The organism is Streptomyces sp. NPDC107575 (assembly GCF_055657265.1).
The window spans coordinates 732,817-757,007 of record NZ_JBVKBG010000001.1 but is presented as its reverse complement, the minus strand read 5'-3'; the positions used below and the strand labels follow the sequence as shown (position 1 = coordinate 757,007).

Below are 24,191 nucleotides of genomic sequence, written 5' to 3'. Positions count from 1 at the left end.
GTATCAGGCGTGCTTATAGCGCGGGCGGCGACCCGTCGGCGCCTCGTTCGTCACTGGTGTTCCGTATTTCGGTGAACCAGTTACTCCACCCATGCGCCGGCCTCACCGTGGACGAGGGCGGCTTCGACGGAGGTGGCGGACGCGTGAGGATTCTTCGGCGACCACGGATGGAGGAGCCGAAGGTCTCCACCTCCGAACTGGAGCTGTTCGGCGGCCCGTTGCGCTATGACATGGGCTGGAGCAAACACGAGTACGCCCGCCTCGACCTCACCCTCTGGGGTGCGCTCAAGTCCCTGCCGCGCCTCGTGGGACACACCATCGCCCTCGCCTGGCACACCGACCGGCGTTCACTGATGATCGTGGGCGCCACCGAGGTGGGCCAGGGCATCGCGGCCGCGCTCAAGCTGCTCGCGGTCAACGCCGCCCTGCACGCGGTGCTCGCGGCCGGCACCGACGTGCGCGGCCTGCGCCACGCGCTGCCGGCGGGAGCGGTCCTGGTGGCGGTCAACAGTGTCAACGCCATCCTGGCGTCCTGGTCCACCTCGGCGGCGGGCAGTCTTGAGCCAAAGGTCGAACGTGCCGCGTCCGAGCAGTACTTGGCGGCCTGCGAGCGCGTCGAGATGGCGGCGATCGAGGACGGCGCGTTCCGCGAGTTGATCGACCGGGCGCAGTACGGGGCGAACGAGGCGCGGCACATGATCGGATCGAGTGTCTCGGCGATCAACAGTGTGTTCTCGCTGATCGCCTCCGGCGGGGTGCTGCTCGCGCTCAACCCGGTGCTGCTGCCGATGCTGATCCTCATCGTGGCGCCGCGCGGCTGGGGCGTGATGCGGGTGGCGCAGCAGCGGTACTTCTCGACGATGACGTGGATCGAGCATCTGCGGGCGAGCCGTGTGCTGTCCAGCCTCCTGACCTCGGTCACGGCCGCCCTTGAGGTGCGTGTGCACGGTGTAGGCGGCTTTCTGCTGCGCCACTTCCACCGGATGTCGCACACCGCGGAGTCCGAGCAGGAACGCCTGGCCAAGGACAAGGCCCGTACGGAACTGGCCGCGTCCGCCCTGCAAGGGGTCGGCTATCTGCTGACGTTCATGCTGATGATCGGGCTGTGTCTGTCGGGGAACATGAGCGTGGCCGCCTTCGGCACCGCCGCGATGGCGCTCAACTCGGGCTCCGCCGGGATCGGCGCTCTGGTCAGCACGATGAGCCAGCTCCACGAGCAGTCCCTGTACGTGCACGACCTGGCCGACTTCCTCGTGAAGGCCGAAGACTGGGCCATCCCGAAGGGCGGGCTCCCGCTGCCCGAACGCCCCGGGGCCATCCGTCTGCACAAGGTGAGCTTCCGCTACCCCGGCCGCGACGAACCGGCGGTCAAGGATGTCTCCTTCACCATCCCGCTCGGCAGTGTCATCGCCCTGGTAGGACCGAACGGCTCGGGCAAGTCGACGTTGGTGCGGCTGCTGTGCGGGCTGCATCTGCCCGGCGAGGGGCACATCCACTGGGACGGGGTCGACGTCGCCGAAGCCGACCGGCACCAGCTGTTCGCCCACGTCAGCCTCCTCACGCAGAGCTTCGAACGCTGGCCGTTCACGGCCGCGGCCAACATTCGCATCGGTGAGCCCGGCCGCGAGGCCACCGACGACGAGCTGCACACCTCCGCCGAGTACGCGGGCGCGGACGGGGACATCGCGGCGCTCCCCCGCGGCATGAACACCCTGCTGGGCAAGCAGTTCCGCGGCGGGAGCGACCTGTCGGGCGGCCAGTGGCAGAAGATCGGGCTTGCCCGCGCGCACTTCCGCGACGCCTGCATGATCATCGTGGACGAGCCGACGTCCGCGCTCGACCCGGACGCCGAGCAGCGCGCCTTCGACCAGATCCTCGGGCTCGCGGGCCCCGACCGCATCATCGTCCTGGTCACGCACCGCATGGCGGCGGTCAGGCACGCCGACCGCATCTTCGTCCTGCACGAGGGCCGGCTGATCGAACAGGGCAGCCACAGGGACCTGTTCGCCGCCGAGCCCACGAGCCGGTACGCGCACATGTACCGACTCCAGGCGGAGCAGTACGAACACCTTCCCCACCGGCCAACGCCCGACGCCGACCGGTCGGCCGTCCCGGAGCCGAACTGATGGTCAGGGGCGAACCGCCGGCGCACGGTCAGGGGCGCACGTCCGCCGCGCCGCCCTCCGCCAGCCGCGTGAGCCACTCGCGCAGCAGGATCTGCTCGGCCTCGCTGAGGACGTCCGGCTGGTCGGGCAGCGCGGCGCGCAGGGCGCGGGCCGCCGCCGGTGCGGGGCCGGACTCGGCGGCGGAGAAGGTGGGTTCGGCGCGGGCAACGGCGCTGACCATGGCCTCGCGCAGGACGGTCAGCAGCGCCGGATCGCGGCGCTCCTGCGGAGTGGCGTGCCACGTGATGACCGCACCCTGGCCCGTGGCCTGAATGATCTGCGCGGCCAGTTCCTCGTCGACCCGCAGCCATCCTCCGGCCGCCAGTCGCCGCACCCGGCCCCGCAGGATCTCCAGACCCGCACTGTGCGCGACGTCCGCCTCCCGGCCGGTGGACCGGTTCATCACCGCGAACAGTTCGGGGCGCGAGACACCGAACTCCACGACCATGTCCCAGCCGTGGCGCAGCTCCTCCACCGGGTCCTCCGGGGCAGGGTCGAGCTGGGCGCGCTTGCTCTCCAGGAACTGCGCGTATCCGTGCTCGGCGACCGCTTCGAGAAGTCCGTCCTTGTCCCCGAAGAGGCGGTAGATCGCCGGTGGCTGCATGCCGGCCGCGGCGGCGACAGCGCGGGTGCTCACCGCGTCGGGGCCCCCGGCCTCCAGCAGCTCGACGGCCGCTTCGACGATGCGGCGGCGGGGACTCACTGCATTCTCCGCACTCGCTGCGGTGTCACGGGTAGGCATGTATCGATGGTATCGATTATTCGCTTCCATCGTTAGTTCCAGTGTTATCGTTGTTCTGATTCCACTGGAAACGACGTTCGGAGAACCCCGTGATCATCGTGACCGGAGCCACCGGCAAGCTCGGCCGCCGCATCGTCGAGCGCCTCCTGGAGCGGGTCCCCGCCGACCAGGTCGGCGTCAGCGTGCGCGACCCCCGCAAGGCCCAGGACCTCGCCGACCGAGGCGTGCGCGTACGGCAGGGCAGCTTCGACGACCCCGATTCCCTGGTGCACGCCTTCGAGGGCGCCGACCAGGTGCTTCTCGTCTCCCTCGACCGCACCGGCGAGGAGTGCGTGGCGGGCCACCGCACCGCCATCGACGCCGCCGTGAAGGCCGGCGTCGGGCGCATCCTCTACACCAGCCAGATGGGCGCCTCCCACGACTCGCGCTTCCCGCCGTGCCGCGACCACGCCCGGACCGAGGACCTCCTGCGCGCCACCGGCCTGCCCTGGACCTCCCTGCGCAACGGCTTCTACGCCTCCAGCGCCCTGCAGTTCCTCGAGTCCTCCCGCCACAGCGGCGAAGCCGCTCTGCCCGCGGACGGCCCCGTCGCCTGGACGGGACATGACGACCTCGCCGAGGCCACCGCCGCGATCCTCACCGACGAGGGCCGCTTCGAAGGGCCCACCCCGGCACTCACCGGCCCCGCGGCACTCGACTTCGAGGCCGTCGCGGAACTCGCGGCCCGGGCCGAAGGACGCCCCTTCACCCGCACCGTCGTCGACGACGACACCTTCCGCGAGCGGGCCCTCGCGCACGGTGTTCCGGCCCCGGCCGCCGACCTGATGCTGAGCGTCTTCGTGGCGGCGCGGGACGGCGAGTTCAGCACCGTCGATCCGACGCTCGCCGAGCTGATCGGCCGTGCGCCGACCGACTTCCGTACGCTGCTGGAGCACGCCTGGGCCGCGTAGGTGGCGACGGGTCGCGGCGGAGGCCCGCAGGCCCTCACGCCCTCAAGCCCTCAACCGCCCGTACTCTCCCGGACGATGAGCTCGTGCCCGACGACGTGAGCACGCGGCGGGGCCTCGGCCGGACCGTCGATGCGGTCGAGAAGCAGGGCCACGGCAGCCCGGGCGATCTCCTGCTTGTCGGGGGCCACCGTCGTCAGGCTCGGCACGCTGAAGCGTGACGCCTCGATGTCGTCGAAGCCGACCACGTCGAGGGCGCCCGGGACGCTCACCCGCCGCTCGTGCAGGGCCCGGAGCGCGCCCAGGGCGAGGTGGTCGTTGAGGCAGAGCAGGGCGTCGGGCGCAGGTCCGAGTCGAGGAGCGTGGTCGCGGCCCGGGCGCCGTCGCGCCACTGGAAGGCGTCCACCGGCACGACGAGGCGGGCGTCGAAGGCGAGCCCGGCCTCCTTCAGCGCCTCGCGGCAGCCGTCGGTGCGCAGCCGGTCCGTGCCCTGGGGGCCGCGCACTCTGCCACCGACGACGGCGATACGGCGGCGGCCCCGGGAGAGCAGGTGCGCGGTGGCCTCGCGCGCGGCCGCCACGTTGTCGATGGCGACATGGTCCGTGCCGCCCCCGGCGGGCCGCTCGCCGAGCAGGACCACCGGGAAGCCGCGGTCGCGGCCGGCGAGGTCGCGTGGGTGCAGGGCGAGCGGGCTGAGGACGACGCCGTCGGTGAAGCGGGCGTCGAAGCCGCGCAGCGCGGCCAGTTCGCGCTCGCGCACCCCGCCCGTCCGGTGCAGAAGGACGGTCAGTCCGCGCCGGTCCGCCTCGGCCATCACGAGCCCCGCCAGTTCGGCGAAGTACGCAACGTCCAGCTCGGGCACAGCCAGGGTGATCATGCCGGTGCGGCCCTGGCGCAGTTGGCGGCCCGCGATGTTGACCCGGTAACCGAGTGCGTCGATCGCCTCTTTGACCGCCGCGCGGGTCCGGTCGGACACCTGCTCGAAGTCGTTGATCACGTTGGAGACGGTCTTGGGCGAGACACCCGCGTACTCCGCCACGTCCTTGATCCGGGGCCTGGCCGCCATGCCGCTCGCTCCTTCCGTCCTCCGCCGCTCGTGAGCGTATCCGCAGGGCCGCCCCGGTTGGCCGACTCGCCGTCACAGCCGCCGCGTTGACACGCTTGTGCCCCTTCCCTACCGTCCAGAAGCCTGAGGACTTACATCGATGTAAGGAGTCGCTCATGCGCGCACGACACCGTGCCGCTCTCGTCGCCGGGCTGGCCGCCGCGTTGATCGCCCTGTTCGCCGGCCTGGTCAGCGCGACGCAGTCCACGACCGAGGCGTCGGCACCGGCCTCCGCGCGCAAACCCGCCTCGGCAGCGGCCGCATCGAGCACCTTCCGCAATCCGCTCAACTCCGGCCCGGACCCGTTCCTCTCCTATGCGAACGGGGCCTACCACCTCACCACCACCCAGGGCGGCAGCATCAAGATGTGGAGCTCGCCCTCCCTGGCCACGCTCCTCGACGCCGACCCGAAGACGGTGTGGACGGACAGCGACACCTCGCGCAACCAGCACATCTGGGCGCCGGAGTTCTACCGCTTCGGTGAGCGCTGGTACATGTACTACACGGCCGACGACGGCACGGACGAGCACCACCGCCTCTACGTCCTGGAGTCGCAGGGCGACGACCCGACCGGCCCGTACCACTTCAAGGCGAAGCTCACGCCGCCCAACCACGCGAACGACTTCGCCATCGACCCGGGCATCCTCCAGCACAACGGCAAGCTGTACCTCGCGTACAGCGGGCTCAACCCGTACCAGCACAACGGCCTCAACATCGCACCGATGTCCAACCCCTACACCGTCTCGGGCGACGCGGTCGCCATCGACGGCGCGGGCGGCTGCCCCGAGGTCCGCGAGGGCCCGGAGTTCCTCAACCGCAACGGCCGTACGTGGATGACGTATTCGACCTGCGACACGGGCAAGCCCGACTACCAGGTGTGGATGATGTCCCTCGCGGACGGCGCCGACCCGCTCGTGGCCGGCAACTGGAAGCAGCACGACGGACCGGTCTTCAAGCGCGCGGACGACCGGGGTGTGTTCGGCCCCGGCCACCACGCCTTCTTCAAGTCGCCCGACGGCAAGGAGGACTGGCTGATCTACCACGCCAAGACCACGTCGACGAACACCTACAGCAACCGCACGACCCGCGCGCAGAAGATCGGCTGGAACGCCGACGGCAGCCCGAACCTCGGCACCCCGCTCGCCCTGGGCGCCACCCAGAACCTGCCCTCCGGCGACCCCGGCTCCGGCAACCACTGGATCAACGACGACGGCCGCTCCAGCGGTTCCGGCTCCGTGAAGTACACCGGCACATGGAACTCCGGTACGGGCTGCGGGACCCAGTGCTTCTGGAGCGACGACCACTGGAGCGACACGGCGGGCAACACCGCGACGTACTCCTTCACCGGCACGCGCATCGCCCTGCTCTCCGTGCAGGACACCGGCAACGGCATCGCCGCGATCAGCGTCGACGGCGGCCCCGAGCAGCGCGTCGACTTCCACGGCCCGATCCGCACCGGCGAAACCCTCCAGTACCTCAGCCCCCGCCTCACCAACGGCCCGCACACACTGAAGGTCCGGGTCACCGGCGACCACAACGCGGACTCCTCGGGAGCGTTCGTGAGCGTGGACCGGGCGGAGGTGTACACGGACTGAGGCGCGTGTCGCCCCGGCCCTAGCCGACCGGCACCACGGGTGGTGTCCCCTGCGTCCACACCACCCGCAGTGCCGTCTCGGAGATCCGCCAGCCGTCGGCCGTTCGCACGAGTGCGGTGTCGGTGTGGGCGGCCGAGATGAACACGTTCCCGGAGCCGTCCGCCAGGACGTGCGTGCTCAACTGGGCGCCGCGGGCCGTGGCCCGGTCGCCGTCGAGCTCGATGACGGTGTTGGTGCCCAGGTGCACGGTTCGGTCGAACAGCGCCATGCCGCCCTGGATGCGGGCCAGCAGGGCAGCGCGCCCGTGGACGGTTCCGATGGGCATCTCGGCGGTGACGTCCTCGGTGTGGAAGGCGCGCACCCACTCCTCGTCGAAGATCCCGTCGTCCAGGGAGCGCAGGTAGCGGTCCAGCAGGTCGGTGATCTCGGCGCGGTCGGTGAGGGCCTGTACCTGTCGCTGCATCTTCTCGGTGTCCATGGCGGGAGCCTCCTGCCTCAAGTGCGCTTGAGGTCAAGGAGGGCCCCGCCAAGGGGACGTCACCGCGTCATGGCGTCGACCGGTGCGCCCTCCGCGCCCCCGGGTCGTCCAGCGCCGGCACCAGCCAGTCAAGCGCAGCCTGTCCGGTGCGTACGGGGTTGGTGAGGGTGCCGACGCCCTCGATGGTGATCGACACCGTGTCGCCTTCGGTCAGGGTGACGTCGAGGCCGGGCACGATGCCCGTGCCCGTCGACAGCACCGCGCCCTCGGGGAACGGCTGGCAGTGCCACAGGTGGTCGACCAGGTCCTGGAGCGGGCGGTGGAAGGCGGCCGTGGTGGTCGTGCCCTCGAAGGCCACTCCCCCGTCCCGCCGTATCTGCATGCCGATCTTCAGCGCGCCGGCGTCCTCGATCTCCCACGCCGGGACGATGCCCGCGGACACCGCGGACGCACCGGCGTAGATCTTCGCCTGGGGAAGGTAGAGGGGGTTCTCGCCCTCGATGGAGCGCGAGCTGACGTCGTCCACGACCACGTAACCGACCGTCTGCGCATGGCGGTTGAGGACGAGGCCGAGTTCCGGCTCGGGGACGTTCAGTTCCGAGTCGTCGCGTACAGCGATGGGTTCGCCGTCCGTGACCACGCGCCACGGCTGCGACTTGAAGAACAGCTCGGGCCGGTCCGCGTCGTAGACCCGCTCGTACACCGACTGCTCGCTGCTCTCCTCCACCCTGGCGTCGCGCGAGCGTTCGTACGTGACGCCCGCCGCCCACAGCTCCATCAGACCGTCCATCGGGGGCAGGAGCAGCACCGGCCCCATCACCGTCTCCGTGGGCCCCTCGACACGGGCCCGCAGTTCGTCGAGCGGCAGTCGCAGCAGGTCCGCGATCCGGGGCCCTCCCGTGAAGGCCCGTACGGTGCCTGCCTCGTCGGAGATTCCGGTGCGTACGGTCCCGTTCTCGTCAGCGAAGCGCACGATGTGTGTCATCGGCCGTCCCTTCTTCCGTCGTTGCGTTGCTCTTCTGTCCGACCCAGTGGAAGGTCGCCGCCACCAGCGCTCCGGCGGCGGCGAGGATCGCGATGAGGTAGAGGCCGCCGGTCTGCGAGCCGGTGCCCGCCTCGACCGCGCCCATCGCGTACGGGCCCACGAATCCGCCGAGGTTCCCGAACCCGGAGATCAGCGGGATGGTTCCGGCTATCTGTACCCCGGCCAGGATCGTCGGCGGAACCGTCCAGAACACCGGCTGGGCGCCCAGGAATCCGAAGGCGGCCACGCACAGGGCGGCCACCGCGGGAACCGGCGGCAGCAGGACTCCGCCGAGCAGGCCGGCGACCGTGAGGAGCAGCGCGAGCCGCAGCGGGCCGCGCCGGTCGCCGGTCCGGTCCGACCACCAGGGCAGGATCAGCACCCCGGCGAGGGCGAAGACCCAGGGCAGGGCGGACACGAAGCCGATGCCGACGTCGCCCAGGCCGTCGATGCGGCCGACCAGGGCGGGCAGCCAGAACGTCACCCCGTACACGCTGATCTGGATCGCGAAGTACACGAACATCAGGCGCAGTACGCGGCTGTCGCGCAGGATCTCGCCCGCCCGCTGCGGGGTGTCGGCGCCCTCGGCCGGGCGGTCGGCGGCGATGCGGTCGACGAGCAGCCGGCGCTCGTCGTCGGTCAGCCAAGTCGCCTGCTCCGGGCGGTCGGTGAGCAGCCACGGGATGGCCAGCGCCATCACCACCGTCGGCGCGCCCTCCAGGATGAACATCCACTTCCAGCCGTCGATCCCGGCGAGGCCGTGCAGCCCGATCAGATAGCCGCCCAGCGGGTTGCCGATGATGCTGGAGACGGCGACGGCCGACTGGAACACACCGGTGGCCTTCCCGCGGTCCGGGCCCGCGAACCAGTACGTGATGTAGAGGATCACGCCGGGGAAGAAGCCGGCCTCCGCGGCGCCGAGCAGGAAGCGCAGGACGTAGAACGTGGTCGGGCTGCTGACCAGGGCCATGGCGCAGGACAACAGGCCCCAGACGAACATCAGTCCGGCGAGCCAGCGGCGCGCGCCGATGCGGTGCAGGGCGAGGTTCGAGGGCACGCCGAGGACCGCGTAGCCGACGAAGAAGATGCCGGCGCCGAGGCCGAAGGCGGCCGCGTCGATGCCGACGTCCGTCTCCAGGTGACTTTTGACCAGCGCCACGTTCGTGCGGTCGAGGAAGCTCAGCACGAACATCACGAACAGCGGTGGCAGCAGGCGCCGTGACACCTTGCGGCGCACCCCCTGCACGGTGGTCGCTGTACTCATCGGACCTCCTGCGATCCAGGGAAGCGTGTCTGACAGACACCGGCGACCGGGCCAGACGTCTGACCCGTGGACCGTAGTGATCGCGCAACTTCCGTGCAATACCTGGGATTTAAGAAATTGACCTTGCCGAAACGTCTGGTCACTGGCGCAGACATCTGACATGTTGGGGCCGTGTCGGCGACTGCCGACCGCGGGCCTCCCGTGCTCTGACAGGTCTGACAGGAGTGATTGCCGATGACCGCCCGTATCGTCGACGTCGAGACGATCGACGTCCGCTTCCCGACCTCCGCGTCGCTCGACGGCTCGGACGCGATGAACGACGCGCCGGACTACTCCGCGGCCTACGTGGTGCTGCGCGTGGGCGGCGGGGACGAGCGCACCAACTCCCTGGAGGGGCACGGGTTCACCTTCACCATCGGGCGCGGCAACGACCTGGCCGTGCACGCCGCCCGGGCGATCGGCGAGCGGGCCGTCGGGATGTCCGTGGAGGAGATCGTCGGCGACCTGGGCGGCTTCTCCCGCCACCTCCTCGGCGACAGCCAACTGCGCTGGCTCGGCCCGGACAAGGGCGCCATCCACCTGGGTACGGCCGCGGTCGTCAACGCCGCCTGGGACCTGGCCGGCAAGCTGGCGGGCAAGCCGGTGTGGAAGCTGCTCGCCGACATGTCACCGCGGCAGATCGTGGACCTGGTGGACTGGCGCTACCTCAAGGACGCGCTGACACCGGAGGCGGCACTCGCCCTCCTCGAATCCCGGGCCGCGGGCCGCGCCGAACGCGAGGCCCACGTACGGGAGGTGGGCTACCCCGCGTACACCACCAGCGCGGGCTGGCTCGGCTACGACGACGCCAAGCTCGCCCGGCTGTGCCAGGAGGCCGTCGACGCGGGCTGGGACTCCGTGAAGCTCAAGGTCGGCGCCGATCTGGACGACGACGTGCGGCGCTGCCGGATCGCCCGCGACATCATCGGCCCCGACCGGCGGCTCATGATCGACGCCAACCAGACCCTGGGCGTCGCCGAAGCGGTCGAATGGGCCAAGGCGCTCGCCCAGTTCGACATCTGGTGGTTCGAGGAGCCGACCAGCCCCGACGACATCCTCGGGCACGCCGCCATCGCCCGCGCCATCGCGCCCACGCACGTGGCCACCGGCGAACACGCCCACAACGCCGTGATGTTCAAGCAGTTCCTGCAGGCCGACGCGATCGGCATCTGCCAGATCGACGCCTGCCGGCTCGGCGGCGTCAACGAGGCGGTCGCCGCACTGCTGCTGGCCGCCGCGCACGACGTCCCGGTCTGCCCGCACGCGGGCGGCGTGGGCCTGTGCGAGCTGGTCCAGCACCTGTCGATCTTCGACTACGTGGCGGTGAGCGGCTCCATGGACGACCGCGTGGTGGAGTACGTCGACCACCTCCACGAGCACTTCCACGACCCGGTCCGCATCCGCGGCTCCCGCTACCTGGTGCCCGAGGCCCCCGGCTACAGCGCGCAGATCCGCCGCGAGACGCTGGCCGACTACCGCTTCCCCGACGGCCCGCGATGGAGCGGCCCCGGAATGGCATCCTGAGCGCATGCCGATGCCCATCACACCCACCACAGCGGCCGCTGACGGTTCCGGCGACGCCGCGGGCAGTGTCGTCGACGTGGCGATCCACCGCCTCAAGAAGCGCATCGAGACGGGCGAGTTCAGCCCCGGGCACCGCCTCCCCCCGGAGACCGTGCTCGCCCACGAGCTGGAGCTGTCCCGCCCGTCCCTGCGCGAGGCGGTGCGGGCCCTCGCCATGGCCGGAGTGCTCGAAGTGCGGCGCGGCGACGGCACGTTCGTCACCGACCTGCGCCCGGACCGTCTGGTCCGGGCGGCGGTCGGCTTCCTCGACCTCGCGGGCGACACCGGGCTCGACGAGATGCTGGAGTGCCGCAAGGTGATGGAGCCGGGCGCCACCGCGCTCGCGGCGACCCGCATCGACACCGCCACCCTGGACCGGCTCCAGGAACGCATCGAGCGGATGCGCACCCTCCAGGACGCCGAGGAACTCGTCCGCGAGGACCTGGCGTTCCACACCGACATCGTGGCGGCGACGGGCAACGCGACCCTGGTGTCCCTCCTGGAGACGGTCGCCCAGCGCACCGCCAGGGCCCGCATCTGGCGGGCCCTGGTGAAGTGCGACGTCGTCATGTGGACGCACGAACAGCACCTGGACATCTACCGCGCGCTGCGCGCCCACGACTCCCTGAGCGCCTTCGCGGCGGCGCACCGGCATGTGACGGATGTGGATTCGTGGGTGCGGGAGCGGTTGGAGGCGGTTCGGGGGGCGGGCTGACGGGCCGCCGCCGTACGGGGAGAGCGGCTACGGGAGCGTCACGCGGTCGAGGAACAGGTCGCGGCCGGCACACGTCGCCTTCTCTAGGTACAGCGCGTGCAGCGGCGCGTGGACCGGCGGTTCCAGTGCGACGACCTGTGCCTTGCCGCCCGCGACGACGCCGGGTGGTGCGGTGACGAAGGCGAGGCGCCGGGTGCCGATGACCGCGGTGACCGGCGGGGTGCCCTGCCGGTCGGTGCGCTCGACGCGCGGCTCGAACCCGGCGCGGCGGCAGTGCGCGATGAGGAGGTCGGTGTAGCCGGACCTGCCGGGTGTCCCCCACATCATGAAGCGCTCGCCTTCAAGGTCGGGCAGGGTCACGGTGGTTCGCTCGGCGAGGGGGTGGTCCGCGGCGACGGCGATGTGCAGCCGCTGCTCCCCCAGGGTCATGCGGGTCAGTCCGTGTTCGGGCGCCATGCCCCGGCACAGCCCGACGTCGAGGTTCCCGGCGAGCAGCGCGGCCGTCAGCTCGTCGGGGTAGCGCTGGTGCACCTCGGGGACCATGTCCGGGTGGGCGTCGGTCAGCGGGGCGAGCAGGGTGACGACCTCCTCGCCTGTCACCGCCGGGGTGTATCCGATGCGCAGCGGTTCGGTGTCGCCGCGCCCGATGTGCCGGGCGCGGCGCAGGGCGGAGCGCACCACACCGTTGAGCACACGGGCGTCCTCGACGAGCGCCTGCCCGGCGGGCAGGACGGCGACGCCGGAGCTGCCGCGCTCCAACAGGGGCACTCCCACCTCGCGTTCGAGGACGCGGATGGACGTCGACACTGCCTGCTGCGACAGGTGCAGTCGGGCGGCGGCGCGGGTGACACTGCCTTCCTCCACGACAGCGACCAGGTGCTCGAGCTTGTTCAGGTCCAGGGCCATGTCACTGTCCTACGGCATGGAGGTGTCGACCGCGTGGATTGCTCAGGCCTGGCCCGTCTCGAAGCGGCTGACCCGGCCGTCGGTCACGGTGAAGGTCCACCGCGTACGCATGCTGCCCCACGTGCTGTTCGTGTAGACGGCGGTCAGGGTCCTGCCGTCGTCCGACACGTCGTCGACGTCCATGCGCCCGTCGGCCGAGAAGATCTCGCGGTCGACCCATGCGGCCAGATCGCGTTCCGTGCCGTCGTCGGACATCGTGGCGTCGTCGGTGAGCGCGGCGAAGAACGCCTGCTTGTCCCCGGAGTTCACCGCGGAGATGAACGCGGCCACCGCCGGGTCCGTCGATTGCGTGGTCATCGCTTCCTCCTGGGGATTGTTCAGCGGGTGGTGTAGCCGCCGTTGGCGAACAGGGTCTGCCCGGTGATCCACCGACCGGACGTGGCCAGGAAGGTGATGAGCGGGACGATGTCCTCGATGTGGGTGAGCTGGTTGCCCATCGCCTGCGACTTGTGGAAGGCGACGCGCTCCGGGGTCTCCTGCGGGTAGAAGAACGGGGTGTCCATCGGTCCGGGAGCCACCGTGTTCACCGAGATGTGCCGGTCGGCGAACTCCTTGGACGCCGCACGGGTGAAGTGCTCCAGGGGCGCCTTGCCGCCGGCGTACGTCGAGTACCCGTCGGTGTACGCGGCCAGCAGCGACGTCCCCAGGCTGACGATCCTTCCATGGTCGTTGAGGCGTCGCCCGGCCTCCTGGATGAAGAAGTAGGCCGCCTTGGCGTTGATGTCGAACATGCGGTCGTACTCGTCCTCGGTGGTCTCCAGGATGGGCTTGCGCAGCACCATTCCGGTGGTGTTCACCGCGATGTCGACCCCGCCGTAGGTGTCCACGGCGACGTCGAAGAGGCGCCGCACGTCCGCCACCCGGGTCAGGTCGCCCTGGACGGCGAGCGCCTGGCCTCCGGCCTCCTCGATCTGCTTCACCGTCTGCCGGGCCTCGTCCTCGGAGGTGTGGAAGTGGACGACGACCTTGGCTCCCGCCTCGGCGAAGGTCCGGCTGGTCAGCCCGCCCAGGTTCTTCTCGCCGCCGCCGATGACGGCGACCTTGTCACGCAGCGTGTCCTCGGTCATGTTCAGCACTCCCTCGTGTCCTGCCGGTGATCGATCCGTTGGTGTCTCACGGTCGAGGCTAGGAGGACATTCCGGGCGCCGGGTAACAGAACCTTTGGGTTGCCCCACAGGTGTTACGGATAACCGCAGGTCAGACCCCCGCCCCCGACACCACCGGCGAATCCGTCCGGTCGCCCACCGAGCCCTGGGTGGCCTTCTTCGGGATCGGCTGGTCGTGGCGCAGGGCCTTCCAGACCTGGTGCGAGGCCTTCTTCAGGGGGAGGACGCGGCCCGCGTCCTGGGCGTCGTAGGTGACCGGGAGGGTGACCATGTTCGTGTGGTCGGGGCTGATGCCCTTCAGCTCCTTGGCGAGGCCCAGGAGCTTGTCGGCGGACGCCAGCTCGGAGTCGGCGCTGATGGTCTTGGTGGCCGTGTCCGCGAGGGCGTAGGACTTGCTCGGGCTGCCGAGCGGGTCGACGGTGTCGGCGCGGTGGATCAGGGCCTTGATGAACGCCTGCTGGAGCTGGATGCGGCCCAGGTCACTGCCGTCGCCCACGCCGTGCCGGGTGCGGACGAGCGCGAGCGCGTCCTTGCCCTTCAGGCGGTGCTTTCCGGTGTCCAGGGAGAGGCCGCTGTTGCTGTCGTGGATGGCGTTGCGGGTGGTGATGTCCACGCCGCCGAGCTCGTCGATCAGCTTTTGGAAGCCCTTGAAGTCGACTTCGAGGTAGTGGTCCATGCGGACGCCCGACATCTTCTCGACCGTCTTCACGGTGCAGGCGGGCCCGCCCAGCGCGTACGAGGAGTTGAACACCGCCTTGTGGGCGGCCTGGACGTCGCCGTGGGACGTCTTGCAGGTGGGGCGGTCGACCTCGGTGTCGCGCGGGATGCTGACGACGGAAGCCTTTTTGTGGGTCTTGTCGACGTGCAGGACCATCGCCGTGTCGGCGCGGGCGCCCATGACGCCGCTGCCGTACTCGCCGTGGGTTCCCGCCCGGGAGTCGGAGCCGAGCAGGAGGATGTTCATCGCGCCGTCGTGCTGTTCGTGCGGACGGTTGGCGCCGAGTGCGGCGTCCACGTCCGTGCCCTTGATGTTGCCGTTGAGGTGCTGCCAGGCGTAGGCCACACCGCCGCCGCCGACCAGGGTCAGGCCGAGGGCGCCGCCCGCCATCCAGCGCAGGGCGCGCTTGCGCTTGCGGTGCCGGGAGCGGCGCAGGCGCGCGGGGCCGTAGGCGGGCACCGTGGGCGCCGCGGGCTCATCGGCCGGGTGCGGCTGGTGCTCGTTCCCGCTCTCGTGCGGCATGGGGAGGGCTTCCTTACTGCTGGGTACTGCTGGGTGCTGCTGGTGCTACGTGCGCGGTCCGCGCCGGACCGCTGCTCAGTACGCCGAGTCGACGTTGTCGATGGAGCCGTAGCGGTCGGCCGCGTAGTTGGCGGCGGCGGTGATGTTGGCGACCGGGTCGGTGATGCTGTTCGACGTGCCGGAGACGTGGTACGTGTCGAAGGTGGGCTGGATCACCTGGAGCAGACCCTTGGACGGGACGCCGTTCTGGGCGTTGACGTCCCAGCCGTTCTCGGCGTTCGGGTTGCCGGAGGACTCGCGCATGATGTTGCGGTGCAGGCCCTCGTAGGAGCCGGGGATGCCCTTGGACTTCATGATGTCGAGGGACTCGCGGATCCAGCCGTCGAGGTTGTTCGAGTACGTCTTGGCGGGCGCCGCGGGCTTGGCCGGGGCAGAGGCGGCCTTCGCGGGGGCGGCCTTGGCGGGAGCCGTGTGCTCGGCCGCCTGCGCCGGGGAGGAGGGCACCAGGGTGAGGGCCGCGGCGGCGGCCGCCGCCGTGGCGATACCGGCGGCGGAGATCCGGCGCATGCGGTCGGTGCGGTTGGCGGTGCTCGCCGGCATCGGGGCAAAGGGCATCAGCATGAGGGGGTGCCTCTCCTACGGGGTGGTGCACGAAGTGCGTCGTGCGGCGCGAGCCGGTGCCGGTGCTCTCCGGCCGTTCCCGGCTGCTCGGGACTCCATCAGGGGTAGCGGCGCGCGGTGGGCGGACGCAAAGGTGTGACGTACTACCCGGGTACGCAGAACCGGCAGATCGGGCACTTCGGACCGGGGCCGGGCGGCGGGGTTCCACGCCGGCCGGAATTACTACCGTCCTTAGCATGTGCCGTGGCTCATATGGGTGGGCTCACAGCCGGAGGGGCCTGCGGGCCCCTTTTCCACCTGCGGTCGGCGGCACCGGGAAGACCCCCGCCGTTCACACCACTTCCACCGCGGCGTGTACAACCAGTCGCCCTCCTCGGCGGTCTGCTGTGATGACGCTGCGCCGCGTTCCGCGGGGAATCGCCGCGCACCGCCACCACGGCGACAGGACAAACGGGAGTGTGTGTGAACGGCATGAGACGGCAACGGTTGCTCGCGGCGTGCGCGACGGCGCTGGCGGTGACGGGCGGAGTGCTCCTGGCGGCACCCGCGCAGGCCGCGCCCCGGGCGGCGGCCTCACCCGCGGGTGACTTCGACGGCGACGGTTTCGGCGATCTGGCGGTGGGCGCGCCGGAGGGGACGATCGCCGGGTTCGCGAAGGCGGGCTACGTCTCGGTGGCTTACGGCACCTCGCAGGGTGTGCGCACCACCCGGCACAAGGGCATCACCCAGCGCACCGCGGGCGTCCCGGGCACCCCGGAGGCGGGCGACCGGTTCGGTTCGTCGACGGCCGTCGGTGACGTGGACGGCGACGGGTACGCGGACCTGGTCATCGGGGCGGGCGGAGAGGCGATCGGCTCCGTGAAGGGGGCCGGTTCGGTCACCGTCGTCTTCGGTGCGAAGGGCGGGCTGAGCGCGGACGCCATCGCCTTCCACGCCCCGACGCCCACGGCCCGGCAGGCCTTCGGCGACAAGCTGGCCGTCGGCGACTTCGACCACGACGGCCGCGCCGACATCGCGGTCGCAGCCGGGACGAAGGTGCAGGTGGTGAAGGGGGCCGCCAAGCTGCGCGACACCCCGAAGCCGGCCATGAAGGCCCTCACCCCGCCCGGCGGCGGCGCCGGAACGGGCCGGATCGCGGCGGCCGACGTCAACGGCGACGGCTACAAGGACCTCGCCACCGTCGCCTACGCCGACGACGCGGCAGACGAGGGCACCCTCGGGGTCCTGGCGGGATCGGCCAAGGGCCTCACCGGTACGACGCTCGGCAAGACGGGGCTGCCGTTCGCGGGCTACAGCATCGTCGCCGGTGATGTCACGGGCGACGGCAAGGACGACATCGTCGTGGACACCACGTTCTCGGACGGCCCCGACGACTTCCTGATGCGCATGTTCCCGGGCACCGCCTCGGGGATGGGCAAGGGTGTCGCGTACGAGGGCGAGGCACAGCCCGGCCGCGCCGGCGTCCTCGCGGACCTCGACGGCGACGGCCACGCCGACCTGGTCACCTCCGACACCACCGCCACCGACCCGGACGGCTTCAACAACGCGGGCGCGGTGACGGTCGTCCCGGGCGCCGACTCCGGCCTCGACGCGCAGGGCGCGCGCACCGTCACCCTGGCCACGCCCGGCGTGACCGGCTCCAGCGAGGGCAACGACCTGTTCGGCTCGGCGGTGGCCGCTGGCGACTACGACGCGGACGGCACGGCCGACCTCACCGTGGGCGCCCCCGGCAAGTACCTCGGCACCGGCGCGGTCAGCGTCATCCCCGGCTCGGCGGACGGCCCGACCGGCAAGGGCTCGATCCTCTTCACCCCGGAGGACCTGGACCACCCGGCGGTCAAGGCCCGCTTCGGCTCCGCCCTGGGCGCGACGACGAGCCACTGACGCGGACGGCCTCGGGGCGTGCCACCGCGCGCCCCGGGACCGGTTTCACGCCGTGGGTGCCTCGGCGAGCGAGAGGCTGTTGCCGTCGGGGTCCAGCACGACGACGTGGCGCACGCCGTTGCCGTAGGTCTCGACCGGCTCATGGTCGACACCGTGTGCCGCCAGCCGGGCCAGGGTCTCGTCCAGGCCGGTCACGCCGAGCGTGACCATGGCGCCACCCACACGCTCGGCGCGGACGTCGCGATCGTCGACGACGACCCACGCGTCCGCACCGACCTGCCACAGGTGCTCCTCACCGATGACCTCGTCGGCCGGGCGCCCGAAGAACACCGCGTACCACTCCACCGCCTTGGCCCGGTCGCTCACGCACATCACGCTGTACAGGTCCACGTGCACCACTCCTCCAGGTCGGTTCGGAGGGTAGACCGATTCCGGGTCCGGGACTCATCGTCAGCCATGCTGACCGGGTGACGACAGCACCGAACTCCCCCGACACCCTCCAGGCCGTCCTCTTCGACTCGGGCGGCGTGCTCATGCGGCCGATCGGGGGCCGTTGGAACCCCCGAGCGGACTTCGAGCGGACCGTCCTCGACCACGCCCCGTCGATCACCGCGGAACAGTTCACCGCGGCCATCGAGGCGGGCGACGAATTCTTCGCGACCGATTCATCGACGCCCGCCTACGACGACTACCACCGCCTGATGCTCCGCCACCTCGGCGTGGAACCGACCTCACGTCTCCTGGCCGCCTTGCGCCGCGATGTGGCCCCGTCGGTCTTTTTGGAGACGTACCCGGACGTCGAGGAGACCCTCGAAGAGCTGGGCCGCCGAGGGGTCCGGATGGCCGTGGTGTCGGACGCCTGGCCCAACCTGCCCGAGCTCCACGCCGGGCTGGGCATCGCCCGGTTCTTCGAGGCGTACGCGATCTCCGCGGTCCTCGGCTGCAACAAGCCGGACCCGCGCATGTACCACCACGCCAGCACCGCGCTGGGCCTCGCCCCGTCACAGTGCCTCTTCGTGGACGACGATCCGGGACTGGTCGCCGCGGCCGTCCAACTCGGTTACGCGGGATGCGCGTTGTGCCGCGACGCCGCCGTTTCCGGCGTGCCGTCCATCGGCTCCCTGGCCGAACTCCTGCGCTTCTTCTGATGCTTCACGCCCTACGAGACCACCGCACCGCTCTGCCGGCGGCACACAACCGCCCCGACCGTCGCCAGCGCCAGGAACCCACCCATCACCAGTGCCATCGGAGCGGCACTCCGCGTACCGAACAGGCCGACCAGTGGTGACGCCGCCGCACCGAAGGTGAACTGGGCCGCGCCCAGGAGCGCGGACATCGCGCCGGGAGCCTCCCTTCCTCGGCTCTGGCCCACCGTGGTCAGGGCGGGGAACAGGAACCCGAACGACGCCACCGACACGAACAGGCACAGCCAGACCGGCCACAGGCCCGCACCGCCCGCGCCGGTGAACATCAGGAGTGCGACCTGCCCCGCGAGGCCGACCGCGGCTCCCGCCAGCATCAGCGACTCCGGGCCGAACCGATGGGCCAGGCGCCCGTACAGGAGCGAGGCCCCCAGGTTCCCGAGCGCGTTCACCCCGTACACGAGGCTGCTCGCCGCGGGCGAAAGGCGCAGCAGGTCGTGCAGTACGAACGTGGCCCCGGCCACGTAGGCGAAGACCGCCGCGCCCATGCAGCCCATGGTCAGTACCGGCGCCAGTACGGCGGGCCGCGCCAGGAGGCGGGTCGTCGCGCGCAGGGCGCCTCCGGCCCCTCCCCCGATGCGCCGTTGCGGCGGCAGCGACTCGGGCACGCCGCGCGCGAGACCCACCACCAGGACAACCCCGACGATCCCGAGCGCCACGAACACGAACCGCCACGGCGCCACCGCCAGCAGCGCCCCGCCCAACACCGGGGCCAGCACCGGCCCCAGCGCGCCGATCCCCGACAACGTCCCGTACACGCGGGCCAGTTCACTCCCGTGGAACAGATCGACGACCACCGCTCGCCCGACCACCAGGCCCGCGGCCCCCGAGACACCCTGCCCGAAGCGCAGCGCCGTCATCGCCTCGATCGTCGGCGCGAGCGCGCACCCCAGTCCGAACAGGGCGAACGCCGCCGTACCCAACAGCAGGACGGGCCTGCGCCCCACGATGTCGCTCAGCGGTCCCAGGACGAGCTGCCCGACGATGACACCGAGCAGGAACGCCGTGAGCGTCACCTGCGTCCCCGCGCTGCTCGTGTCCAGCGACCGCGCCATGTCCGGCAGGCCGGGCACGTACATGTCCGTGGCCAAGGGGCTCGCCGCCCCGAGCCCGGCCAGCACCGCCAACAGCAGCGCCCGAGAGCCGCCGCGGCTCCGTGCCCGGGCCTTCCCCCGCCGCGTTCCTTCCCGGCCGGCGATCACCTCGACCGTTCCCGTGCCCCGTCGGCAGGTTCCTGGCCGCCCTCCAACTCCAGGTCGACCAGGGCGACCTGCTGCATCAGATCGCCCGCCAGGCGCAGGAGTCCGCGTTCGGCCGGCGTCAGTGTGCGTGCCAGGGCGGACGCCAACCAGGCGTTCCCGTCCCGGACATGCTCCCGCAGTGCCTCCACACCGTCCTCGGTGACCACGATGTCCTGACGCCGCCTGTCCACGGTGCTCCGACTGCGCGCCACCCGCCCCTGTCGCTCAAGCTCCTGCACCACGCGTGTCAGCGACTGTGCCTGGACCCCCTCGATCGCCGCCAACTCGCTGATCGCCAGCGGGCCGCGGTGCTTGAGGTTCGACAGCACCGAGGCCGACAGCCGGGTCAGGGGCTCGGCATGTCCCGGATGCTCCGCCCGCAGCCGGGAGGCCAGGCGCGAGACGCCCCAGCGCAGTTGCTCAGCGGTGACCAAGTCCTCTTCGTCCGCGTCCATAACACCAAGCTAGGGCTTCCTTCTTCACGAGAGAAGCCCTAGGACAGCGAGAGAAATACCAAGCCCAAGCGTTCTATTTACCGACCGCCACCGAGAACCTCGTCCAGGACGCTCACCAGCCGGTCCGCGTCGTTCTCGTCGAAGACCAGCGGCGGGCGGATCTTCAGGACGTTGCCCTCCGCGCCGGTCGCCGAGATCAGGACCTTGCGTTCGCGGAGGCCGTTGACCACCGCGGTCGCCAGCGCCTGGTCCGGGGTCCTGGTGTCGCGGTCCGTGACCAGTTCCACGCCCACGTACAGGCCGGCCCCGCGGACGTCGCCGATGGCCGGGTGGCGGGCGCCCAGGTCGGTGAGGCCCGTCCGGAGGAGTTCGCCCACCCGGCGGGAGTTGTCGAGGAGGTTCTCGTCGCGGATGACGTCGAGGGTCGCCTGGGCCGCCGCGATGGCGACCGTGTTGCCGCCGAAGGTGTTGAAGTACCGCATGTCGTGGCCGAATTCGGCGACGGCGTCGTGGGTGACGGCGAGGCCGGCGACGGGGTACCCGTTCCCCATCGGCTTGCCCATCGTGACGATGTCGGGGTGCACGTCGTGGCGCTGGTGGCCCCACATCCGCTCGCCCGAGCGGGCGAAGCCGCACTGCACCTCGTCCGCGATGAACAGTCCGCCCGCGTCCTGCACCGCCTTGACGGCCGGGCCGAGCAGGTCCGTCGGCTGGGCGTACAGGCCGTCGGAGCTGAAGAGGGAGTCGACGACGAAGGCGGCCACGCCCACGCCGTGGCGCTCCAACTCCCGTATCTGCTCGCGAACATGGTCGGCGAACCACTCCGCCATGCCCTCCGGGGGGACGCGGTACGAGTCCGGGGTCGGCACCCGGCGCACCCAGGTGCCCAGCAGCGCGTTCTCGCCCATGGCCGGCGAGATCCCCGCCACCTGGTCGGAGTTTCCGTGGTACGCCTCCGAGGTGATGATGACGCCCTGGTTGCCGGTGCGGTACTTGGCGATGCGCAGCGCGAGGTCGTTGGCCTCCGAGCCCGTGCAGGTGAACATCGCGTGGCCGTCCGCGACCGGACCGCTGAGGGTCGACAGCAGGTCCTCGGCGTAGTCCAGGACGCCTTCCTGGAGGTAGCGGGTGTGCGTGCACAGTGTCTGCATCTGCTGGTGCACGGCCTCGACGACGTGCGGGTGGGCGTGGCCTACCGAGACGACGTTGTTGTAGGCGTCGAGGTACTCGTTTCCCTCGTCGTCCCAGAGGCGACAGCCCTTGCCGCGCACGATGTGCAGTGGCTGCTGGTAGAAGAGGCGGTAGGCGGGGCCCAGCAACTTCTCGCGGCGCGCGACAAGTTGGCGGGAGGCCGGTGAGAGGCCCTCCGCCGCGCTCGGGTCGAACGCGTTGTTCATCTTTCCGCGGGCCTTGGTGGTGGTCTCAGGGGTGCTCATGCTCGTCCTTCGTGGTGGTGTGTGCGGTGGGCGGCCCGGGCGTCGGCCGTGTTCAGAGGAACGTCGCGGAGATCTCGTCGGGCGTGCGGTCGAGGAACCACGCCAACTGGCCCCATCCCGGGCGGGTGTTGCGCAGGATGTACGTGGTGTTCCCCGGGATCAGCGACGCGCGGTGCATGGTGATGAGCGCCCGGGCGACCACCCGGCCCATCACGAGGTGCGGGAGCAGCACCAGTTCCGTCTCGGTGAGGTCGGTGCGGCGAAGGTATCCGCGCAGTACGTCGCGGGCCTCGGCGAACAGGTCAGGGACGGGGCGCCGCGCGGCATCCCGGGGCAGTTGGTTGAGCAATGCGGTGGCGACATCGACCGCGATCGCGGTGTGCACGGCGTCGCCGAAGTCGATGACACCGGTGACGAATTCGGGGGCGCCGTGGTCGACGAGGAGGTTGGACGTGCTGAAGTCGTTGTGCAGCACCTGGCTACGCAGGGAAGGCAGTTGGGGCACGACCACGTCCGTGAAGCGGGACAGGCCCTCGGCCAGGGCCCGGCGTTGCGCGGCGTCCGGGACTTCGTCGATCAAGGGGCGCAGGGCCGGGAGGTGGGTGACGTCCCAGGCGCACACCCGGCCGTCCGCCGGGTGGTGGAAGTCTGCCGTGGCGTAACGCAGTTGCGCCAGCATCTCCCCGATGCGTTCCCGTTCCGGCGCGGAGGTCCCCGTCATGTCGAGCGGTGTGCCCGCCGCGAGGGTCATCAACCGGGCCAGGCGGTGCCGGCCGGACCCGTCCCGTAGCGGTTCGAGCAGTCGGCCGCCGCGTGAGGGCAGCAGTTCGGGGACCGGCACCCGGTATCCGGACTCGTGCACGTGCCGCATCAGCTCGGTCTCGAAGTCGACTTCGTCGTCGTCCTCGTCGGGGTGGGAGACCTTCACGACGAAGCGCTCGCCGCCCGAGGCGTCGAGGCGGAACGTGTCGTCCTTCTCCGTCGCAAGGCGGGTCGCGGCGACGACGTCGAGGGCCCATCGCGCACGGGCCAGGGCGACCGCCTCGGACTCGCTCATCACCGCGTGGGCCGCGGCAAGGCGCCCGCTCCCCAGGCCGAGCCGGTCGAGCGTCACCCCGGGGTCCACGCCCTCGATCTGCCGGGCAACCGCGTCCGTCATGGCACCGTCCTCCCCCGGCGCGCAGGTCACCGGTGATCTCCGTAATGACGTACTCGACGTAATGACGCACTCGACGTTCGTGCGCTCCTCGTGCCGCTCCGGCTCCCCGTCCCTCCCTCACGCCTCGTGCCGCTCGTACTCCTGTGCCTCCCCGAAGGAATACGCCGCGATGCCCTCGCCAAAACCTGCCGACCGCCTACCGGAAGCCGAGGTCCGGATCCGTACCGGTCAACTCCCCGCTCGTGGCCCACAGTCGTGCGGCCACGCCCGCGTCCGCCATGTGCGCGGGAACCGGCTCCCGTCGCGGCGTGCCCCGCAGCCCGAAGATCCGGGGCCCCCACAGGTCACCTCCCCGTACCTGCTCATCAAGCACGGCGCGTACGACGGGCCATGCCCCGGCCTCCTTGCCCTGGACCAGGAGCGCGGCGGGCAGGGCGCGCAGCCGCTCGCCGGGCGTGGTCACGCGGACCGGCGGGCGGGACGGGGTGAGGGAGTCGAGCGCGCCGCCGGGGTGGGCGACCACGCTGAGGACGGTGCTGTCGAGGGCACGGAGTCGGCGGTCGAGTTCGAAGCCGAAGGACATCTGGGCGAGCTTCGAGCGGCCGTAGGTCTGCTTGGGCCGGTAGTCCCGGGTCGACTGGAGATCGTCGAGGTCCAGGCGTTCGGAGCGTGCCGCGAAGCTTCCCACCGTCACGACGCGGCCCGCGGGCGCCGCCGACAGCAGGGGTGCAAGCCACCGGGTCAGGGCGAAGTGGCCGAGGTGGTTGGTGGCGAACATCAGCTCGTGGCCGTCGCCGGTCTGTCTGCGGGGCGGGTCGTCGAGCGCGACCCCCGCGTTGTGGACCACCGCGTCGAGACGGTCGAGACCGAGATCGGCCACGGACGCCTTCAGAGACGTCAGATCGGCGAGGTCGAGCCGGAGGTGGCTCACCCGCGCCTCGGGGACGCGCGAGCGGATCGACGCCGCCGCGGCGTCGGCCTTGGCGCCGTCCCGGCAGCCGAGGACGACGTGCGCGCCGGTGGCGGCGAGTTGCTCCGCGGTGAAGTAGCCGATGCCGGCGTTGCCCCCGGTGACCAGGAAGGTGCTGCCCTCGGCGGACGGCAGCCGGTGAACGTCCCACGGCCGGTGCCGGGTTGCGGAAGACACGGTGTCGGACTCCTTGCGCTCGGGGGCGGTGTGCTCATGGCCTGCGGAGCACCCGTACGCCCACCCTCACAAGCCCCGCCGACATGTCGCCGACAGG

The 24,191-nt window shown here is 71.1% G+C and carries 22 protein-coding genes and 2 pseudogenes; 7 read left to right on the top strand and 17 right to left on the bottom strand.

Going from position 1 to position 24,191, the window contains the following annotated elements; all coding sequences use genetic code 11:
* The first annotated feature begins 143 nt into the window (after positions 1-143).
* On the top strand, positions 144-2,126 hold the full coding sequence (locus ACZ7L4_RS03525; protein WP_472099319.1) for an ABC transporter ATP-binding protein: 1,983 nt from the start codon (positions 144-146) through the stop codon (positions 2,124-2,126).
* 28 nt (positions 2,127-2,154) lie between these two features.
* Here the strand turns inward: ACZ7L4_RS03525 and ACZ7L4_RS03520 are convergent, their stop codons facing one another.
* Positions 2,155-2,907, bottom strand: coding sequence for a TetR/AcrR family transcriptional regulator (locus ACZ7L4_RS03520; protein WP_472099317.1), 753 nt, complete (start codon positions 2,905-2,907; stop codon positions 2,155-2,157).
* Between the two features lie 89 nt (positions 2,908-2,996).
* Here ACZ7L4_RS03520 and ACZ7L4_RS03515 point away from each other — a divergent pair, with 89 nt between their 5' ends.
* Positions 2,997-3,857 (top strand): SDR family oxidoreductase, encoded by an 861-nt coding sequence (locus tag ACZ7L4_RS03515; RefSeq protein WP_472099316.1) that lies wholly within the window; start codon positions 2,997-2,999, stop codon positions 3,855-3,857.
* 50 nt (positions 3,858-3,907) lie between these two features.
* Here the strand turns inward: ACZ7L4_RS03515 and ACZ7L4_RS03510 are convergent.
* Both ACZ7L4_RS03510 and ACZ7L4_RS03505 read right to left on the bottom strand, forming a co-directional pair.
* A pseudogene (locus tag ACZ7L4_RS03510) lies at positions 3,908-4,363 on the bottom strand (substrate-binding domain-containing protein); the annotation flags it as partial.
* Positions 4,249-4,920: pseudogene (locus ACZ7L4_RS03505) on the bottom strand (LacI family DNA-binding transcriptional regulator); the annotation flags it as partial. The pseudogenes ACZ7L4_RS03505 and ACZ7L4_RS03510, both read right to left, overlap by 115 nt.
* A gap of 155 nt (positions 4,921-5,075) precedes the next feature.
* On the opposite strand from ACZ7L4_RS03505, the gene ACZ7L4_RS03500 reads away from it, so the two are divergent.
* Entirely contained in the window at positions 5,076-6,554 is a 1,479-nt protein-coding gene (locus tag ACZ7L4_RS03500; RefSeq protein WP_472099315.1) for a glycoside hydrolase family 43 protein, read from the top strand.
* A 19-nt stretch (positions 6,555-6,573) separates the two neighbouring features.
* Here the strand turns inward: ACZ7L4_RS03500 and ACZ7L4_RS03495 are convergent, their stop codons facing one another.
* From ACZ7L4_RS03495 to ACZ7L4_RS03485, 3 genes are all read right to left on the bottom strand, one after another.
* Positions 6,574-7,032 (bottom strand): nuclear transport factor 2 family protein, encoded by a 459-nt coding sequence (locus ACZ7L4_RS03495; protein WP_472099313.1) that lies wholly within the window; start codon positions 7,030-7,032, stop codon positions 6,574-6,576.
* Positions 7,033-7,099: 67 nt separating this feature from the next.
* Positions 7,100-8,017, bottom strand: a complete 918-nt coding sequence (locus ACZ7L4_RS03490) for a fumarylacetoacetate hydrolase family protein (RefSeq protein ID WP_472099312.1) — start codon at positions 8,015-8,017, stop codon at positions 7,100-7,102.
* A complete protein-coding gene (locus tag ACZ7L4_RS03485; RefSeq protein WP_472099311.1) occupies positions 7,992-9,320 on the bottom strand; it encodes an MFS transporter in 1,329 nt (442 codons plus the stop codon). The genes ACZ7L4_RS03490 and ACZ7L4_RS03485 overlap by 26 nt, the downstream gene beginning before the upstream one ends.
* Positions 9,321-9,554: 234 nt before the next feature.
* Between ACZ7L4_RS03485 and ACZ7L4_RS03480 the strand changes: the two genes are divergently transcribed.
* Entirely contained in the window at positions 9,555-10,883 is a 1,329-nt protein-coding gene (locus tag ACZ7L4_RS03480) for an enolase C-terminal domain-like protein (RefSeq protein ID WP_472099310.1), read from the top strand.
* A gap of 4 nt (positions 10,884-10,887) precedes the next feature.
* Positions 10,888-11,637, top strand: coding sequence for a FadR/GntR family transcriptional regulator (locus tag ACZ7L4_RS03475; RefSeq protein ID WP_472099309.1), 750 nt, complete (start codon positions 10,888-10,890; stop codon positions 11,635-11,637).
* Between the two features lie 27 nt (positions 11,638-11,664).
* Here the strand turns inward: ACZ7L4_RS03475 and ACZ7L4_RS03470 are convergent, their stop codons facing one another.
* The 5 genes from ACZ7L4_RS03470 to ACZ7L4_RS03450 all read right to left on the bottom strand — a co-directional run bounded on the left by ACZ7L4_RS03470 (position 11,665) and on the right by ACZ7L4_RS03450 (position 15,564).
* Positions 11,665-12,543: a LysR family transcriptional regulator gene (locus ACZ7L4_RS03470; RefSeq protein ID WP_472099308.1), complete on the bottom strand. Its 879-nt coding sequence runs from the start codon at positions 12,541-12,543 to the stop codon at positions 11,665-11,667.
* 42 nt (positions 12,544-12,585) lie between these two features.
* The gene (locus tag ACZ7L4_RS03465; RefSeq protein WP_472099307.1) at positions 12,586-12,900 is read right to left on the bottom strand and encodes a nuclear transport factor 2 family protein; all 315 of its coding nucleotides are present in this window, start codon (positions 12,898-12,900) and stop codon (positions 12,586-12,588) included.
* A gap of 20 nt (positions 12,901-12,920) precedes the next feature.
* The gene (locus ACZ7L4_RS03460; RefSeq protein WP_472099306.1) at positions 12,921-13,670 is read right to left on the bottom strand and encodes an SDR family oxidoreductase; all 750 of its coding nucleotides are present in this window, start codon (positions 13,668-13,670) and stop codon (positions 12,921-12,923) included.
* A gap of 130 nt (positions 13,671-13,800) precedes the next feature.
* The gene (locus tag ACZ7L4_RS03455; RefSeq protein ID WP_472099305.1) at positions 13,801-14,949 is read right to left on the bottom strand and encodes an LCP family protein; all 1,149 of its coding nucleotides are present in this window, start codon (positions 14,947-14,949) and stop codon (positions 13,801-13,803) included.
* Between the two features lie 75 nt (positions 14,950-15,024).
* On the bottom strand, positions 15,025-15,564 hold the full coding sequence (locus tag ACZ7L4_RS03450; RefSeq protein ID WP_472100378.1) for a transglycosylase SLT domain-containing protein: 540 nt from the start codon (positions 15,562-15,564) through the stop codon (positions 15,025-15,027).
* A 477-nt stretch (positions 15,565-16,041) separates the two neighbouring features.
* Here ACZ7L4_RS03450 and ACZ7L4_RS03445 point away from each other — a divergent pair, with 477 nt between their 5' ends.
* Complete coding sequence (locus ACZ7L4_RS03445) at positions 16,042-17,454, top strand: FG-GAP-like repeat-containing protein (RefSeq protein ID WP_472100376.1); 1,413 nt, start codon at positions 16,042-16,044, stop codon at positions 17,452-17,454.
* A 45-nt stretch (positions 17,455-17,499) separates the two neighbouring features.
* Here ACZ7L4_RS03445 and ACZ7L4_RS03440 read toward each other — a convergent pair whose 3' ends face one another.
* Positions 17,500-17,844, bottom strand: a complete 345-nt coding sequence (locus ACZ7L4_RS03440; protein WP_472099304.1) for a VOC family protein — start codon at positions 17,842-17,844, stop codon at positions 17,500-17,502.
* Positions 17,845-17,921: 77 nt separating this feature from the next.
* Here ACZ7L4_RS03440 and ACZ7L4_RS03435 point away from each other — a divergent pair, with 77 nt between their 5' ends.
* A complete protein-coding gene (locus ACZ7L4_RS03435; protein WP_472099303.1) occupies positions 17,922-18,602 on the top strand; it encodes an HAD family hydrolase in 681 nt (226 codons plus the stop codon).
* A gap of 11 nt (positions 18,603-18,613) precedes the next feature.
* Here ACZ7L4_RS03435 and ACZ7L4_RS03430 read toward each other — a convergent pair whose 3' ends face one another.
* From ACZ7L4_RS03430 to ACZ7L4_RS03410, 5 genes are all read right to left on the bottom strand, one after another.
* The gene (locus ACZ7L4_RS03430; protein WP_472099301.1) at positions 18,614-19,858 is read right to left on the bottom strand and encodes a multidrug effflux MFS transporter; all 1,245 of its coding nucleotides are present in this window, start codon (positions 19,856-19,858) and stop codon (positions 18,614-18,616) included.
* Positions 19,855-20,352 (bottom strand): MarR family winged helix-turn-helix transcriptional regulator, encoded by a 498-nt coding sequence (locus ACZ7L4_RS03425; RefSeq protein ID WP_472099299.1) that lies wholly within the window; start codon positions 20,350-20,352, stop codon positions 19,855-19,857. Before ACZ7L4_RS03425 ends, ACZ7L4_RS03430 begins: the two co-directional genes overlap by 4 nt.
* Positions 20,353-20,429: 77 nt before the next feature.
* Complete coding sequence (locus ACZ7L4_RS03420) at positions 20,430-21,788, bottom strand: aspartate aminotransferase family protein (RefSeq protein WP_472099297.1); 1,359 nt, start codon at positions 21,786-21,788, stop codon at positions 20,430-20,432.
* Positions 21,789-21,840: 52 nt separating this feature from the next.
* The gene (locus tag ACZ7L4_RS03415) at positions 21,841-22,947 is read right to left on the bottom strand and encodes a phosphotransferase (protein WP_472099296.1); all 1,107 of its coding nucleotides are present in this window, start codon (positions 22,945-22,947) and stop codon (positions 21,841-21,843) included.
* 196 nt (positions 22,948-23,143) lie between these two features.
* Positions 23,144-24,094 (bottom strand): SDR family NAD(P)-dependent oxidoreductase, encoded by a 951-nt coding sequence (locus tag ACZ7L4_RS03410; RefSeq protein WP_472099295.1) that lies wholly within the window; start codon positions 24,092-24,094, stop codon positions 23,144-23,146.
* Positions 24,095-24,191: the final 97 nt, after the last annotated feature.